The 14,168-nt window shown below is 68.4% G+C and carries 16 protein-coding genes; 8 read left to right on the forward strand and 8 right to left on the reverse strand.

The window, feature by feature from the left end; genetic code table 11:
- Window positions 1-12: 12 nt before the first annotated feature.
- On the reverse strand, window positions 13-648 hold the full coding sequence (locus ASD37_RS15215) for a TetR/AcrR family transcriptional regulator (protein WP_056552282.1): 636 nt from the start codon (window positions 646-648) through the stop codon (window positions 13-15).
- Window positions 649-738: 90 nt separating this feature from the next.
- Between ASD37_RS15215 and ASD37_RS15220 the strand changes: the two genes are divergently transcribed.
- Together ASD37_RS15220 and ASD37_RS15225 are read left to right on the forward strand one after the other, a co-directional pair.
- Complete coding sequence (locus ASD37_RS15220) at window positions 739-1,101, forward strand: hypothetical protein (RefSeq protein WP_056552286.1); 363 nt, start codon at window positions 739-741, stop codon at window positions 1,099-1,101.
- Between the two features lie 63 nt (window positions 1,102-1,164).
- A complete protein-coding gene (locus ASD37_RS15225; protein ID WP_056553407.1) occupies window positions 1,165-2,043 on the forward strand; it encodes an alpha/beta fold hydrolase in 879 nt (292 codons plus the stop codon).
- Window positions 2,044-2,046: 3 nt separating this feature from the next.
- Here the strand turns inward: ASD37_RS15225 and ASD37_RS15230 are convergent, their stop codons facing one another.
- Genes ASD37_RS15230 through ASD37_RS15240 form a run of 3 tightly spaced genes read right to left on the reverse strand, consistent with a single transcriptional unit; the run spans window position 2,047 to window position 3,864 of the window.
- A complete protein-coding gene (locus tag ASD37_RS15230) occupies window positions 2,047-2,601 on the reverse strand; it encodes a cytochrome b (protein ID WP_082570153.1) in 555 nt (184 codons plus the stop codon).
- Window positions 2,591-3,658 carry a catalase family peroxidase gene (locus ASD37_RS15235; protein ID WP_082570154.1) on the reverse strand — a complete coding sequence of 356 codons (1,068 nt, stop codon included), beginning with the start codon at window positions 3,656-3,658 and terminating at the stop codon, window positions 2,591-2,593. The genes ASD37_RS15230 and ASD37_RS15235 overlap by 11 nt, the downstream gene beginning before the upstream one ends.
- A complete protein-coding gene (locus ASD37_RS15240; protein ID WP_082570155.1) occupies window positions 3,658-3,864 on the reverse strand; it encodes a hypothetical protein in 207 nt (68 codons plus the stop codon). The genes ASD37_RS15235 and ASD37_RS15240 overlap by 1 nt, the downstream gene beginning before the upstream one ends.
- Window positions 3,865-3,988: 124 nt before the next feature.
- On the opposite strand from ASD37_RS15240, the gene ASD37_RS15245 reads away from it, so the two are divergent.
- Both ASD37_RS15245 and ASD37_RS15250 read left to right on the forward strand, forming a co-directional pair.
- Window positions 3,989-4,726 (forward strand): response regulator transcription factor, encoded by a 738-nt coding sequence (locus tag ASD37_RS15245; protein ID WP_056552292.1) that lies wholly within the window; start codon window positions 3,989-3,991, stop codon window positions 4,724-4,726.
- Between the two features lie 2 nt (window positions 4,727-4,728).
- A complete protein-coding gene (locus ASD37_RS15250; protein ID WP_056552295.1) occupies window positions 4,729-5,904 on the forward strand; it encodes a cell wall metabolism sensor histidine kinase WalK in 1,176 nt (391 codons plus the stop codon).
- On the opposite strand, the gene ASD37_RS15255 is transcribed toward ASD37_RS15250, so the two are convergent.
- The 3 genes from ASD37_RS15255 to ASD37_RS15265 are packed head-to-tail and all read right to left on the reverse strand — an operon-like array spanning window position 5,872 to window position 8,149.
- Window positions 5,872-6,528, reverse strand: coding sequence for an SGNH/GDSL hydrolase family protein (locus ASD37_RS15255; RefSeq protein WP_056552298.1), 657 nt, complete (start codon window positions 6,526-6,528; stop codon window positions 5,872-5,874). The two genes, ASD37_RS15250 and ASD37_RS15255, sit on opposite strands and share 33 nt — an antisense overlap.
- Window positions 6,529-6,537: 9 nt before the next feature.
- On the reverse strand, window positions 6,538-7,596 hold the full coding sequence (locus ASD37_RS15260; protein WP_056552301.1) for a low specificity L-threonine aldolase: 1,059 nt from the start codon (window positions 7,594-7,596) through the stop codon (window positions 6,538-6,540).
- A 4-nt stretch (window positions 7,597-7,600) separates the two neighbouring features.
- Entirely contained in the window at window positions 7,601-8,149 is a 549-nt protein-coding gene (locus ASD37_RS15265) for a hypothetical protein (protein ID WP_156720887.1), read from the reverse strand.
- Window positions 8,150-8,228: 79 nt separating this feature from the next.
- On the opposite strand from ASD37_RS15265, the gene ASD37_RS15270 reads away from it, so the two are divergent.
- Complete coding sequence (locus tag ASD37_RS15270) at window positions 8,229-8,705, forward strand: (2Fe-2S)-binding protein (protein ID WP_082570196.1); 477 nt, start codon at window positions 8,229-8,231, stop codon at window positions 8,703-8,705.
- A complete protein-coding gene (locus tag ASD37_RS15275; RefSeq protein WP_056552310.1) occupies window positions 8,702-10,846 on the forward strand; it encodes a xanthine dehydrogenase family protein molybdopterin-binding subunit in 2,145 nt (714 codons plus the stop codon). Before ASD37_RS15270 ends, ASD37_RS15275 begins: the two co-directional genes overlap by 4 nt.
- A 7-nt stretch (window positions 10,847-10,853) precedes the next feature.
- On the opposite strand, the gene ASD37_RS15280 is transcribed toward ASD37_RS15275, so the two are convergent.
- On the reverse strand, window positions 10,854-11,288 hold the full coding sequence (locus ASD37_RS15280) for a MarR family winged helix-turn-helix transcriptional regulator (protein ID WP_056552313.1): 435 nt from the start codon (window positions 11,286-11,288) through the stop codon (window positions 10,854-10,856).
- Between the two features lie 68 nt (window positions 11,289-11,356).
- Between ASD37_RS15280 and ASD37_RS15285 the strand changes: the two genes are divergently transcribed.
- Window positions 11,357-12,637, forward strand: coding sequence for a multidrug effflux MFS transporter (locus ASD37_RS15285; protein ID WP_082570156.1), 1,281 nt, complete (start codon window positions 11,357-11,359; stop codon window positions 12,635-12,637).
- A gap of 41 nt (window positions 12,638-12,678) precedes the next feature.
- Complete coding sequence (locus tag ASD37_RS15290; protein WP_056552315.1) at window positions 12,679-14,076, forward strand: NAD-dependent succinate-semialdehyde dehydrogenase; 1,398 nt, start codon at window positions 12,679-12,681, stop codon at window positions 14,074-14,076.
- Window positions 14,077-14,168: the final 92 nt, after the last annotated feature.

The following is a 14,168-nucleotide window of genomic DNA, read 5'->3' on the forward strand; positions in this document are numbered from 1 at the left end:
CCGCCCTCCTGTTCACGCAGGTAAGGGCGGTTTTTGCGTTGGCGGTGCCGCCAGGCTGCGGGCCACGCTCTTGGCAACGTCGGCGGAGAACTCGGCGACGGGGACGTCGCGCGCGGTGGAGAACAGCATCATCGCCGTGCCTCGCAACTGCCCGATCAGAGTCACGGCGGCGAACTGCGGGTCGACGTGCGGACCGATGGACCCGTCGTCCAGTCCCTCCCGGATCTGCTGTGCCAGGAAGTCCCGGAACCACGCGTCGCGTTCGGCGAACAGCGGGGCGAGTGTCGGTTCGGCACCGGCAGATTCGGCCCACAGCTTCAGGAACGCCTCCGAGCGGGCCGGCCGCTGGTGCATCCCGTTCAGGTACGCCTCGACGAACTGAGTGAGGCGGCCCAGTCCGGTGGGGGCGTCGGTCGGCACGTCGAACTGCTGGGTGTGCTTGATGAGCTCCTCGAGGAGGCGTGCCTTGCTGCCGAAGTGGTGGTTGACGATGCCTCGGCTGTAGCCCGCGGCCTCGCCGACGGCGGCCAACGACACGGCCCGTGATCCGTGCGTGGCTACCAGGGACGTCGCGGCGTCGAGGACTCGGCGCATGGTCTCCGTGCGTCGTTCGGCTTGCGTGCGCCGAACGGAGCGCGCTTCGGTCATCGGGTCATCATCCCCTGTGCGTGTCGCGGTTGTCGGAGGACGCATGTATGTTGCGTGATGTATAGCAAGTATCTACGAAGGGACTCCCGCATGTCCGTATTGGATGCATCCGCTCTCGACGAATTCCTGGCCGCCGACCCGAACGGCCCCGTCGTCATGCTGAACCTGATCCGGTTCGCGCCGGGCGGGCACGAGAAGTACATGCAGTACATCGAGCGGTTCAGCAGCTCCGGGGTGAACGAGCGCTACGGGGTGACCATCGTCTACGCGGGGGTGGGGCATCCGTCCCTGGCCGCGGACGGCGGCGACTGGGACATGGTCGCCCTGGTGAGTTATCCCAGCCGGCAGCACTTCGTCGACATGGTCAACGATCCTGACTACCTGGAGTTCGAACACCTCCGCTCCGAGGCCGTCGCGACCGCCGTCCTGCAGCCGACCACCGCCGCGTTGTGACGGCCACGTCGCCAAATTGACGTTCTCGCACAAAAGGCGCGGCGTACATGCTTGGCTGGTGCGATGAGCGAATTTGCCACTCGGTATCAGACGGTGACGATTGACGGGGTGGAGGTGTTCTACCGGGAGGCCGGCGATCCGGCGAAGCCGACATTACTTCTGCTGCATGGCTTTCCGTCCAGTTCGCACATGTTTCGCAACCTGATCAACTCGTTGGCCGACGAGTACCACCTGGTCGCCCCCGATCACATCGGGTTCGGCCGCTCGGCGATGCCCACCACCACGCAGTTCACCTACAGCTTCGACCGTTTGACCGAGATCACCGAAGGCCTGATCGAGCACCTCGGGCTGGAGCGGTTCGCGCTCTACATCCACGACTACGGTGCCCCGATCGGGTTGCGGATCGCCAGCCGCCGCCCCGAGCGGGTCACCGCGCTGATCTCCCAGAGCGGCAATGCGTACCTGGAGGGGTTCACCCCGTTCTGGGACATCCTGTTCGCCCACGCCAAGGACCGCGCCGCCAACGAGGAAGGGGTCCGGGAGAAGTTCACCCTGGAGACCACGAAGTGGCAGTACACCCACGGGGTGCCCGAAGACCGGCTGGACCGCATCGCCCCGGAGGCGTGGCTGTTGGATCAGTTCGGCCTGGACCGCAAGGACAACGACGCGATTCAGTTGCAGTTGTTCTGGGATTACCAGTTCAACTTGGACGGGTATCCAGGGTTTCAGGAGTACTTCCGGACCCATCAGCCGCCGTTGTTGGTGACGTGGGGCAAGAACGACGAGATCTTCGGTGTTGCCGGGGCGGAGGCGTTTCGCCGGGACTTCCCCGACGGCGAGTTCCATCTCCTCGACACCGGCCACTTCGCGTTGGAGACCCACGGCGAGGAGATCAGCGGCTACATCCGCGACTTCATGCCCCGCGCACTGGGCACGGCCTGACGGTCACCGCCACGGGCGAATCGTCATGCGCCGCAACAACCCGTCGCGCAGGCCGACGGTGTGGAACGCGACCGCACAGATGTGCGCGGTGAACGACGCGAACAGCAGGTACGCCAGCACGGTGTGCGCGGTACGCAGCACGGCGTAGACGGCGATGCCGTGCGGCGCGATGCCGGGCAGGTGCAGCGGGCCCACCAGGGTGACGGGCGCGTCCGACGCCGAGACCAGCGCCCAGCCAACCAGCGGTTGAAGCACCAGCAGGGCGTACATCATGCGTTCCGACCACGTCGCCACCTTCCGTTCCAGCGGACCCATCGTCGTCAGGAACGCCGGCGGGTGGTGGCGTAGCCGGTTGACCAACCGCACGACCGCGAAGACCAGGATGAGGATGCCGAGCACCCGGTGAATCGCGAGCAGCAGCGGGTAGTAGGCCAGCGCGGCGACCATCGTGGCGCCGAGGAAGAACTGACCGATCACCATCGCGGCCATCGACCAGTGCAGCAGCCGGGACGTCAGCGTGAACTTCGGTGGCGCGGCGGCGGGAGCCTCAGTGGTCACTGTTTACCTTTTCGACGTCGACTTCGCTGGGGGACTTGGGTTCTCGGGTGCGCCGTTCGAACGAGCGGGCGTAGACGGCCGACCGCGCCGGCGGCAGCGGGTCGTCCGACGGGCTCAGTCCTTCTGGCAGCACCATGGGGTCGAAGTTGACGTCGCGGGCGTTGCCTGCGGCCTCGGTGAGGACGGCGTCGACGGTGATCACCCCGGCGTCGACGGTGCGTCGTCCAGGCGGCCACGGAAGCGTGGCGTCGTGCGTGGGGTCGCCAGGGTCGGCCACCGTCAGCACCAGGCGCCAGCTCACCGGGCGGCGGTGCATGCGATCGACGAGGCCGTCGAACAGGTAGTCGTGTCCACCGGGGGAGGGCACCCCGGACGCATCCATCGGCACGGCGGACCACCGGATGGGCACCGACGTCCCGGCACTGTTGGTCGCGATGAAGGCGTTGAGTCCGTGAAAGGTGCTGTCCGCGAGCCCAGAACTGGGCGGAGACGCCTTGATGATCTTCATCGCCGCGGCGGTCTCGGGATGCTCCGCCAGGAAGGCCTTCATCACGCTGGGGACGGGCTGGCCGGTGGCGGGGTCGGGCTTGCCGGCCAGCAGGCGGTCGAAGAAGCCCTGCGGCGTGCTGTCCGGGAAGACCGGGAGGTTGATCATCGCGGTGCGCCACTGCTCGCCGCTCGGCAGCTGGAACATCAGCCCGAGGCCGCGCACCGCTCCCGGTTGGTCGGCGGCGTCGGGCACGGTTCCGCCGAGGGAGAAGCGCGCGGTCACGGGGAAGTTTCCCGGGGCGAAGACCGACGCCGACGACACCGCGGCACCCGCCCCACTGCTGGTGAAGGTGCCGGTCGCGGCGAGCCCCTTGGCGTGGTTACGCCGAAAACCGTTGTGCCGCCCGTAGACCTGTTCGAACCGGTCGGCGAATCGCGACGAGGTCAACCGCCGCGTGTTGAACCAGCCCGACGCCTCCGCCAGGCCGCCCGCGCCGACCGCCAGCACGGTGCCTGCGGCGGCGAGTCCGACGAGGGCGTCGCGACGGTTGAGTCGTGGAGTACCCATCAGAACGGCAGGTCGAGCGAACCGTCGGTGGTGTCGATCTCGTCGTGGTTCGAAATCTGCAGGTTCAGCGACGTCTTCACCTGCGGGGTGGTTCCGAAGGGCAGCAGCGGGCTGGTGTCGGCGCCGGCGACCGGCGCCAGGGCCATCGCGGCGGCGATGACGCCCACGGCCAGTCCGGGAACGATGCGCTTGGCGGTGATTCTCATGTCGGCTCGCTTCGTGAGTGGGCCCGGTCTCGCCGGGATGTCTCCACCCTCGGGCACCCAGACGACGGTTCCCTGGTTCCATTCTGAAGATTCGTTAACGATCGCGGTCCGCCCATTTCGCGCGGTGCATCATGGAGACGTGAACGACCCCACCGGAGCACCGACTCGTCGCGCCTTGATCGTCGACGACGAGGTGGCCCTCACCGAGGTGGTCGGCAGCTATCTCAAACGCGAGGGCTTCGAGGTGCACGCCGCCCATGACGGCGGCCAGGCGCTGTCCCTGGCGCGCAGCGTCGACCCCGACGTGGTGGTCCTCGACGTCGGGCTCCCCGGCATCGACGGTTTCGAGGTGTGCCGCCGCCTGCGGATCTTCTCCGACGCCTACGTCCTCATGCTGACGGCCCGCGATACCGAGGTCGACACGGTCGTCGGGCTGTCCGTCGGCGCCGACGACTACATCACCAAGCCCTTCAGCCCGCGAGAGTTGGTGGCCCGCATCCAGGCGATGCTGCGACGGCCCCGCCGAACCGCCCGCGAGGGTTCGGAATTCGCCGAGGCGGGCCAGCCGCCCCGCCAGATCGGTGACCTGAGCATCGACGTCGAGGGTCGGGAAGTGCGCATCGACGACGCCGAGATCGTCTTGACGCGAACTGAATTCGATCTCCTCGAGGCGCTCTCGTCGCGACCGGGGAAGGTTCTCGGCAGACGGCAGCTCATCGAAATCGTCTGGGGTGACACCTGGGTGGGCAGCGACAACATCGTGGACGTCCACGTCGGACATCTGCGTCGCAAACTTGGTGACGACCCGACCCGGTACGTCACGACGGTGCGCGGAGTGGGCTATCGAATGGGCAGGGGCTGACCATGGCGCCAGAGTCGTTTCCGCACAACGCGTCCCGCTTCGGCATCAGGACGCGGCTGCTGGCGGTCAACTCGGTGGTGATCGTGGCGAGCTTCGTCACCGCCACGCTGGTCGCCGCCCTGGTCGGCCCGCCAATGTTCCGGCGTCTGATGGATCAGGCGGTCCGACCGGGCGCCTCGGGTGACCACCCCTACCAGCGGGCCTTCGAGAAGGCGACCGCCGCGTCGCTGGGGATGGCGCTGCTGGTGTCGGTCGTCGCAGCCCTCGCGCTGAGCTGGTACCTCAGTCGACGGGTCTACCACTCCGCCACCGAGCTTGCGCACGCCGCCACCGTCATCGCTCAGGGCCACTACGACTTTCGGGTCAGCGCACCGCGATTGGGTAGGGAGTTCGACGAAATCGCCCTCGCCTTCAACACCATGGCGGACAGTCTCGGGCGCGTCGAGCACAGCCGCCGTCAGATGCTCGCGGACCTGGCCCACGAGATGCGAACTCCGGTCGCGATCGTCGAGGCCTATCTGGAGGCACTCGAAGACGGCGTGAAGCTGCTCGACGACGACGCCATCGCGGTTCTGCGTGACCAGTCGCGGCGACTGACGCGGCTCAGCAAGGACGTCGCCGCGCTGTCCGACGCCGAGCACCGGGCCCGCACGATCGACGCGCGATGGACCTCGATTGCGCAGCTCGTCGCCACGGCGACGACGGTGTGGGAACCGCGCTACCGCGCCAAGGGCGTCACCCTCACGTCGACGGCGGCAGCCGACCTTCCCGACGTGTGGGCGGACCCGGAACGCCTCGGGCAGGTGCTAGCCAACCTGCTGGAGAACGGTCTTCGACACACGCCCGGCGGGGGCTCAGTCGTGATCGGCGCCCGGGCGACCCACGACGGGGTGACGGTCGTGGTGTCAGACACCGGCGACGGCGTCTCATCCGAGCACCTGCCCCACCTCTTCGACCGCTTCTACCGGGTGGACGCCGCACGCGACCGGGTGCACGGGGGCGCGGGCATCGGCCTGGCCATCGCCAAGGCACTCGTCGACGGTCACGGCGGCAGCATCAAGGCCGACAGCCAGGGGTTGGGCCAGGGGACCACCTTCACCGTGTCCCTGCCGCGGGGCGTCGAGTCCGGGCCGTCACCCGTTGCCTCACTGCAGGATTCGACGTACCTCGTCGGCTAACGCGGCGCCAAGGTCGCGGTTGTTTTCCTCGGTGAAGTGCACGCCGTCGCTGCCGTCGGTACTGATCACCGAACCCGCGTCGAAGAACGGGATCTTCATGAACGCGCACAGCGCGCGGTAGGCCTCGGCCAACTGTGCTGACTTCTCGTGCCCGCCCTCGAAGGTCATCTGGAACCACGGGTCGGGTATTGGGCCCAGCGGCGGCGGAGCGACGACCAGGACCTTCGGCGCCGGGTAGACGGTGCCGACCCCGCCCGCGGAGCCGAGCACCTGCGCGGCGAGCACCGACATGCCGGTCGCGATGTCGAACGGCGTGCGGTGGAAGTACGCCTTGGTGTCGTTGGTGCCGAGCATCAGGATGACCAGATCCAGCGGCAGGTGGCTGGCGAGCGTAATGGGAAGGTGCGCAGCGCCGTTGAGTCGCGGGTCGGTCGGGTCGTCGACGTTGGTGGTGCGCGCACTGAGGCCCTCCTCGATCACCGCGTAGTCGTCGCCGAGGATCTCGGCGAGCACGCCCGTCCAGCGCACGTCGCGGGGGAACCGCGTGGTGGGCGCGGTCTCGTCCGCGGGCACCCAGCCCCATGTCAGAGAATCGCCGAAACACAACACCGTCTTGACCGTCATACTTCGAACCTAGCGACCGAACTCCTCGCGGATGGCGGTAACGAACCCGTCGACGTCGGCCTCGGTGGTGTCCCAGGCGCACATCCACCGCACCTGCCCGGCCGCGCGATCCCAGTCGTAGAACCGCACGCGCTCACGGATGCGGTCGGCGGTGTCGTTGGGCAACACCGCGAAGACGGCGTTCGCCTCGGTCGGCTGGCTGAAGGACAGGCCGGCGACGGGCTGGTCGTCGAGCGCCCGTCGCAGCCGGTTCGCCATGGCGTTGGCATGCGCAGCCGACCGCAGCCCAAGCTCGTCGTCGAACAGTGCGAGTAACTGCGCACTGGTGAAACGCATCTTGCTGGCCAACTGCATGCTGAGCTTGCGCAGATACGGCATGCCCTCGACGCGGGCCGGGTCGACGACGACGATCGCCTCCGCTCCGAGCAGTCCGTTCTTGGTGCCCCCGAAGCTGACGACGTCGACGCCGGCGTCGGTGGTGAACTCCCGGAACGGCAAGCCGAGCGCGGCCGCCGCATTCCAGATGCGGGCCCCGTCCACGTGCAGGGCCATGCCGTGCTCGTGCGCGAATTCGGCGATGGCGTGCACCTCGTCAGGCGTGTACAGCGTTCCCAGCTCGGTGGTTTGGGTGATGCTGACGGTCAGTGGTTGGGCGCGATGTTCGTCGCCCCAGCCCCAGGCTTGGGTGGCGATCAGGTCGGGCGTCAGCTTGCCGTCGGGCGTCGGGACGGTGAGCAGCTTGAGGCCGCTGACGCGTTCTGGTGCGCCGCCCTCGTCGGTGTTGATGTGCGCGGTGGCGCTCGAGATGACGGCACCCCAGCGCGGCATCATGGCCGTGAGTCCGACGACGTTTGCGCCGGTGCCGTTGAAGACGGGGAAGACTTCGGCGGCGTCGCCGAACTCCGCTCGCACCACCTCTTGCAAACGCTGCGTGTACGCGTCCCCGCCGTAGGCGACCTGATGGCCGCCGTTGGCCTTGGTGAGGGCGTCGAGTACCTCGGGATGAACGCCGGCGTAGTTGTCGCTTGCGAAGCCCCGGTAGCCGGTGTCGTGAAGGGTGTCGACCATTGCCTCAGTCTCCCAGTCCGTGGTCGCGGCCGGCGATCAGGAGGAGCGACGACCACAGCCCGGTGTTGCGGAGTCCGACCAACTGCCAGGCCCGGGAGATTCCATAGGCGAGGTCGCCGATGACGACGTAGTTGAGGGTCTGCACTGCATTGAGGTCGAGGCCGGTGACGAGTCGGGTGCCGGCGTAGACCTCGAACCCTCCGATCACCAGCAGCCCGAGGACGAGCCAGATCGCGTCGCCGCGAGCCTCCCGCCGTCGCGCCGCCGCCGCGACGGACCGCGCGGTGCCGAGCGCGAACAGGATCACGGTGCCACCGGCGATCACGGCCCACCAGCCCAGGCTGACCCCGGGTACCAACGCGGCGAGCGAGATGACGAGGGCGTTGGTGAAGACCAGCAGCGCCGCCGAGGCCCTGGAGTGGAACTGCACCCGTGTCGTGGCCCGCCGCGCGTGCTCGGGGAACACCGACACCGCCACGAACAGCAGGCCGATCAGCGCGCCGGCCGCTCCTGTCGCCGCGACGAAGAACTCGCGGTACTCCTCGGGCATCACCGGCCCAGGCTAGAGCGTGAGTCTGGGCGTTCGCCGCCAACGCCGAACGGGAGGACGATGGACCGATGTGGAGGCAACGATGACCGCGGTGTCGGTCAACGGCAAGCTCGAGCACGTCACGACCGAGCCCGACACCGCGCTGCTCTACGTCCTGCGGAACCACTTGGGATTGAAGGGAACCCGATTCGGCTGCGGTCTGGCGCTGTGCGGGTCGTGCATGGTCCTCGTCGACGGCCGGCCCAGCTACTCGTGTGACGTCCCCGTCGGGAGCCTCGAGGGTCGCGAGATCACCACCGTCGAGGGACTGAGCACACCCGAGCATCCGCACCCGGTGGTCACGGCGATGATCGACGGACAGGCCGCGCAGTGCGGCTATTGCATCTCCGGGATCGTGATCTCCGCCGTCGCCCTCCTCGAGGGCAACGCCGACCCGACGGTCGACGAGGTGCGCCGAGCGCTGGACGGCAACCTGTGCCGGTGCGGCGCCCACAACCGGATCGTGCGCGCGGTGCTGTCCGCCGCCGCCGAACTGCGCCGCCGGGACGGAAACCGATGACGACGGTCGACGTCGACGGCCTCCCGGCGTCGATCCTGGCCAACCCCATGGTCGACGACTGGGTGCGCCTTCTGCCCGACGAAATCGTCGAGGTGCGTTCCGGCAAGGTCGAACTGGGGCAGGGAGTGCTGACCGCGCTGGCGCAGATCGTGGCCGAGGAGTTGGACGTCGACGTCGCGCGGGTGCGCATGACGGCGGCGGCGACGGGGGTCAGCCCCAACGAGGGGTACACCGCAGGCAGCCTGTCCATCCAGCACTCGGGTGCCGCGCTGAGGATGGCCGCCGCCGAGGCCAGAGCCGTCCATCTCGACGCGGCGGCGCAGCGGTGGCAGGTGTCCGCCGATCTGCTGACGGTGACCGACGGCGTCGTCATCGCCCCCGACGGTCGGACGGCCACCTACTGGGAGCTCACGCACGAGGGCTTGCTGCACCGCCGCGTGACCGGCGCGGCGCCGACCAAGGCGGCGGCCGACCGCCGGATCGTCGGGACTCGGGTCTCCCGGCTCGACCTGCCCGACAAGCTGGCCGGGCAACCGCGGTTTGCCCACGACCTCTCGCTGTCGGGCATGGTCTACGGCCGCGTCGTCAGACCGCCCTCACGGGACGCCGAGCTTCGATCGGTCGACGCCGCAAGGACGTTGGCGTTGCCGGGCGTGGTGACCGTCGTCCGTGACGGCGACTTCCTCGGTGTGGTCGCCGAACGGGAGGAGGTCGCGCTGGCGGCGGCGGACCGGCTCCGCGCCGCCGCGACGTGGGAGGAACGGGCGACGCTGCCCGACGAATCGGATCTGCCCACGTTCCTGACGGCGGCCCCCGCGGTCAGCACGGTCGTCGCCGACACCGGCGGAGCAGAGCCGGACCCGTGTCGGGGCACCGGCTTTCACGAAGCCCGCTACGACCGGCCCTACCTGGCCCATGCGTCGATGGGGCCGTCCACCGCCACCGCACGGGTCTCCGCCGACGGTGACGAGCAGATCCTCGAGGTGTGGACGCACAGTCAGGGTGTCTACCTTTTGCGGCGGGAACTCGCCAGGGCGCTGGGCCTGGCGGAGGAGCAGGTCCGGGTGCAGCACGTCGCGGGGTCGGGGTGTTACGGGCACAACGGCGCCGACGACGTCGCGCTGGACGCGGCACTGCTGGCGCTCGCCGTGCCCGGTCGTCCCGTCCAGGTGGTGTGGTCGCGTCCCGACGAACTCGGATGGGCGCCCTTCGGGCCGGCCGCGGTGGTGCGGATCGCCGCCGAGGTCGACGCCGACGGGGCCGTGCGGACGTGGCGCCACGACGTCTGGGGCAACGGTCACGTCACCCGGCCGGGCTTCGTTCGAACCGTCGGTCTGCTCGCGGCGAGTCATCGCCAGGGTGGTGAGCCGATTGGACCAGCCGGCGAACCGCCGCTGGAGAACGGCGGTGGCGCTGCCCGAAACGCCGTGCCCGGCTACGACTTTCCTGATCAGCGGGTGGTGAACCATCTGCTGTCGGTGATGCCGTTGCGCACCTCGGCGCTGCGCTCGCTGGGCGCGTTCGTGAACGTCTTCGCGATCGAGTCGTTCATGGACGAGCTGGCCATGGCCGCCGGGCGCGACCCCGTCGAATACCGGCTGGCCCAGCTGGCCGATCCGCGCGGCCGCGCGGTGATCGAGGCGGTCGTCCGACGGTCGGGCTGGGCAGACTGGACACCTACGGAGTCGCTCGGTCACGGCATCGCCTATGCCCGGTACAAGAACACCAGCGCCTACTGCGCGGTGGTCGCCGAGGTGGAGGCCACCAGCGAGGTGCGGGTCCGTCGACTGACGTTGGCCGTGGACGCGGGGCTGGTGGTCAACCCCGACGGGGCGGAGAACCAGATCGAGGGCGGCGCGATCCAGGCGACCAGTTGGGCGTTGCGGGAGCGGGTCCGCTTCGACGACCGGTCCGTCACCAGCGACACATGGGATACCTACCCGATCCTGACGTTCTCGGAGGTTCCCGCGGTCGACGTGGAGTTGTTGCCCGACAACGGCAATCCGTCGTTGGGGGTCGGCGAGACCGCGCAGGGTCCCACCGGAGCCGCCATCGCCAATGCGATCCATGACGCGATCGGTGTTCGGGTGCGCAGCATGCCGTTCACCGTGGAGCGGATCGTCGCGGCCATGCCGGACTAACGGCGGTTCACTCGCTGCTTCGCAGTTTGTCGAGGAGCTCGCGGGCGTCGTCGATCCGAGACCGGTCGTCGCCGAGTGCGGCGGCGAGCAAGCCCGCCCGCCGGGATCGGATGACGTCGATGTTGCGTTTGGCGAGGGCCGTGACGGCGAGGTTGGCGGTGCGGCCGTCGGACGGGTCGTCGCTCCGCTCGACGAACTTCTGTTTCTCCAGGACGCGCAGCGCCGCGCTGAAGTTGCTGGTGCGCATCCGGAGTTCACGAGCCACGTCGCTGGGTCGGCAGCCGGGATGGCGGTCGACGTACTCGAGGACCGCCGCTTCGACGGTCGACAACGGGACGACGGTCTCGGCGGACTGATCCCAGGACCGGATGAGGCGGGCCGCGTGCATGATCGCGTCGGCGAGATCGGCCAGGGCCGACTCGTGCTCGACGGTGCGGCTCATGTGGCCGACTTTACCGGAATTGGCTATGTATGTATAGTTACCAAAACATAGCTACCTGAGGACGTGGGATGAGCACCAAGGCTGACGACGCCGAAACGATGGAACGACTGCACGCACCCGAGAAGTCCCGCCCGATACCCGGACGGCTTCTCCTCGTGCTGGCGTTGCTGTCGGCGGTGGCCCCGTTCGCCACCGACCTTTACCTCTCGGCGTTTCCGACGATGACGACCGACCTGGGCACCACCGCGACGTCGGTCCAGTTGACCCTGACCGCATTCCTCACCGGAATTGCCCTGGGCCAGTTGATCTTCGGTCCCCTGTCGGACCGATTCGGCCGGATGACGCCCCTCGTCGTCGGGTCGCTGCTGTGCCTCGCTGCCAGTGCCGCGACGGCGTTGGCGCCGACCGTGGAGGCGCTGGTGGCGGCCAGGTTCGCCCAAGGCATCACCGGCGCGGCAGGCATGGTGATCGGCAGGGCCATCATCTCCGACCTCGCCGTCGGGGCGGCCGCCGCGAGGGCCTTCAGCCTGATGATGCTCGTCGGGGGCATCGCGCCCGTGGTGGCGCCGGTGCTGGGCAGCGTCCTCGTCGACCCCCTCGGATGGCGAGGGGTGCTGTGGGTGGTCTTCGCCATCGTCGCGGCCATGTTCGTCGGCGTCGTCGCCGTGGTCAGGGAAACCCACACCGCCGAGCGTCGCGCCGAGGTCCGGGCCGACCGTGTCGGATCGCCTTCGGCACTGCGCGCGTTGGGCTCTCGCGTCTACCTCGGCAACGCCGTGGCCTTCGCCTTTGCCTTCGCGACCATGATGGCTTACATCTCGGCGTCGCCGTTCGTCTACCAGGTGATGATCGGCTTCAGTGAAGTGCAGTACGGAATCGCCTTCGGCACCAACGCGATCGGCCTCGCGGCGGTCAGCGCCGTGTCGGCGCGACTGGTCGCGACCCGCCCCGTCCGCGGACTGGCCGGAACCGGTCTCGGCCTGTGCCTGGCCGCCGTGATCGCCATCGTCGTCATCGTGGCCAGTGGAGCGCCGGCGTGGTTGCTGGTCTTCCCGCTGTGGGTTGCGGTGGCGAGCCTCGGCCTGGTGTTCGGCAATGCCACCGCGCTGGCCCTTGGTGGAGTCAGCGGCGTCGCCGGATCGGCCTCCGCGGTGCTGGGGGCGCTGCAATTCGGCCTCGGCGCGCTGGTGTCGCCGTTGGTCGGGATCGGCGGTGAACACACCGCAGCGCCGTTGGCCGCGGTGATGCTGGTGTCCGTCTCGATCGCGTGCGTCGCATTCCTGTTGGGGCGGGAACGGCGTCGGCCAGACGCGGTTGGCGGATCCCAGGGCACCGCACTGCCGCGGTGACTAGATTGGTGGAGTTACTCACGACCAAGGGAGTTCCCACCATGACCGCGACAGTTTCGACTCAACCCACCTACCGGGTGGTCAATCCCGCCACCGGCGACGTCGGTGAGTCGTTCGACTTCGCCTCCGACGCCGAGATCGAGTCGGCACTCGCCGCCTCCGATGCGGCCTTCCGCTCCTGGCGCGAGCTGCCGATTAGCGAGCGGGCCCGCATCGTGACCCGGGTTGCAGAGCTGTTCAAGGAGCACTCCGCACGCCTCGGCGCCATCGCGACCGAGGAGATGGGCAAGCCACTGCAGGAATCGGTCGACGAGGCCGACTTCTGCGGCGACATCTTCGAGTACTTCGCCTCCGAGGGCCCGCGGCTGGCCGCCGATCAGGAGATCAAGACCTTCGCCAAGGGCAAGGCATTCGTCCAGCGGTTGCCCATCGGGCCGTTGCTCGGCATCATGCCGTGGAACTACCCGTTCTATCAGATCGCCCGCTTTGCGGCCCCAAATCTGATGCTGGGCAACACGATCATCCTCAAGCACGCCGAGTCGGTGCCCAAGTCGGCGCTCGCCGTGCAGGAGCTCATGGATGAAGCTGGCATCCCGAAGGGCGTGTACACCAACATCTTCGCGTCCTACGACCAGATCGAGAAGATCATCGGCGACCGTCGCGTCGTCGGCGTCTCACTCACCGGGTCGGAGCGCGCCGGCTCGGTCGTCGCGGCGATCGCCGGCAAGAACCTGAAGAAGTGCGTCCTCGAGCTCGGTGGCTCCGACGCCTACGTCGTGCTGGACTCCGACGACGTCAAGGCGTCGGCAGACCTGGCATGGGACACCAGGATTGGCAACACCGGTCAGGCCTGCAACTCCAACAAGCGAATGATCGTCACCGAGGACATCTTCGAGCCCTTCGTCGCGCAACTCGTCGAGCGGGCGAAGGACCTGAAGCCAGGCGATCCGGCCGAGTCGGCAGAGGGCACGTTCGCACCACTGTCCTCGCGCAAGGCCGCCGAGATCCTCGACGAGCAGGTGCAGGACGCCGTCTCCAAGGGTGCGACGCTGCATGCCGGTGGCGTGCTCGGCGACGGACCCGCGGCCTACTACTCGCCTGCGGTGCTGACGGGCATCACCAAGGAGATGCGCGCCTACCGCGAGGAACTGTTCGGCCCCGTGGCCGTCGTCTACGCGGTTTCTAGTGACGAAGAGGCGCTGGAGCTGGCCAACGATTCCGACTACGGACTCGGCGGCGCGGTGTTCAGCACCGACACCAAGCGTGCGGAGAAGATCGCCCAGCGTCTCGAGTCGGGGATGTCCAACGTCAACACACCCGCCAACGAGGGCCAAGAGGTTCCGTTCGGTGGGGTGAAGCGCAGTGGTTTCGGGCGTGAGCTCGGCCCGCTCGGCATGGACGAGTTCGTCAACAAGCGGATGTACTTCGTAGCGGAATGACGGTGCGCGTGCCCAGGCACGCGTAGTCGCCCCCGCCAATCGAGTAGTCCACCACTCTAGTAAGCGGTCGGTGCCCGTTCGACGATCGTCGT

It is taken from the genome of Mycobacterium sp. Root135, from assembly GCF_001426545.1.
GTDB lineage: Bacteria > Actinomycetota > Actinomycetes > Mycobacteriales > Mycobacteriaceae > Mycobacterium.

What these genes read in the sequence shown, in the direction of transcription:
- ASD37_RS15215 (WP_056552282.1), bottom strand. Translation starts at nt 648, where the DNA reads ATGACCGAAGCGCGCTCCGTTCGGCGCACGCAAGCCGAACGACGCACG.
- ASD37_RS15280 (WP_056552313.1), bottom strand. Translation starts at nt 11,288, where the DNA reads ATGAGCCGCACCGTCGAGCACGAGTCGGCCCTGGCCGATCTCGCCGAC.
- ASD37_RS15290 (WP_056552315.1), top strand. Translation starts at nt 12,679, where the DNA reads ATGACCGCGACAGTTTCGACTCAACCCACCTACCGGGTGGTCAATCCC.
- ASD37_RS15220 (WP_056552286.1), top strand. Translation starts at nt 739, where the DNA reads ATGTCCGTATTGGATGCATCCGCTCTCGACGAATTCCTGGCCGCCGAC.
- ASD37_RS15235 (WP_082570154.1), bottom strand. Translation starts at nt 3,658, where the DNA reads ATGGGTACTCCACGACTCAACCGTCGCGACGCCCTCGTCGGACTCGCC.
- ASD37_RS15285 (WP_082570156.1), top strand. Translation starts at nt 11,357, where the DNA reads ATGAGCACCAAGGCTGACGACGCCGAAACGATGGAACGACTGCACGCA.
- ASD37_RS15250 (WP_056552295.1), top strand. Translation starts at nt 4,729, where the DNA reads ATGGCGCCAGAGTCGTTTCCGCACAACGCGTCCCGCTTCGGCATCAGG.
- ASD37_RS15270 (WP_082570196.1), top strand. Translation starts at nt 8,229, where the DNA reads ATGACCGCGGTGTCGGTCAACGGCAAGCTCGAGCACGTCACGACCGAG.
- ASD37_RS15255 (WP_056552298.1), bottom strand. Translation starts at nt 6,528, where the DNA reads ATGACGGTCAAGACGGTGTTGTGTTTCGGCGATTCTCTGACATGGGGC.
- ASD37_RS15260 (WP_056552301.1), bottom strand. Translation starts at nt 7,596, where the DNA reads ATGGTCGACACCCTTCACGACACCGGCTACCGGGGCTTCGCAAGCGAC.
- ASD37_RS15225 (WP_056553407.1), top strand. Translation starts at nt 1,165, where the DNA reads ATGAGCGAATTTGCCACTCGGTATCAGACGGTGACGATTGACGGGGTG.
- ASD37_RS15240 (WP_082570155.1), bottom strand. Translation starts at nt 3,864, where the DNA reads ATGAGAATCACCGCCAAGCGCATCGTTCCCGGACTGGCCGTGGGCGTC.
- ASD37_RS15275 (WP_056552310.1), top strand. Translation starts at nt 8,702, where the DNA reads ATGACGACGGTCGACGTCGACGGCCTCCCGGCGTCGATCCTGGCCAAC.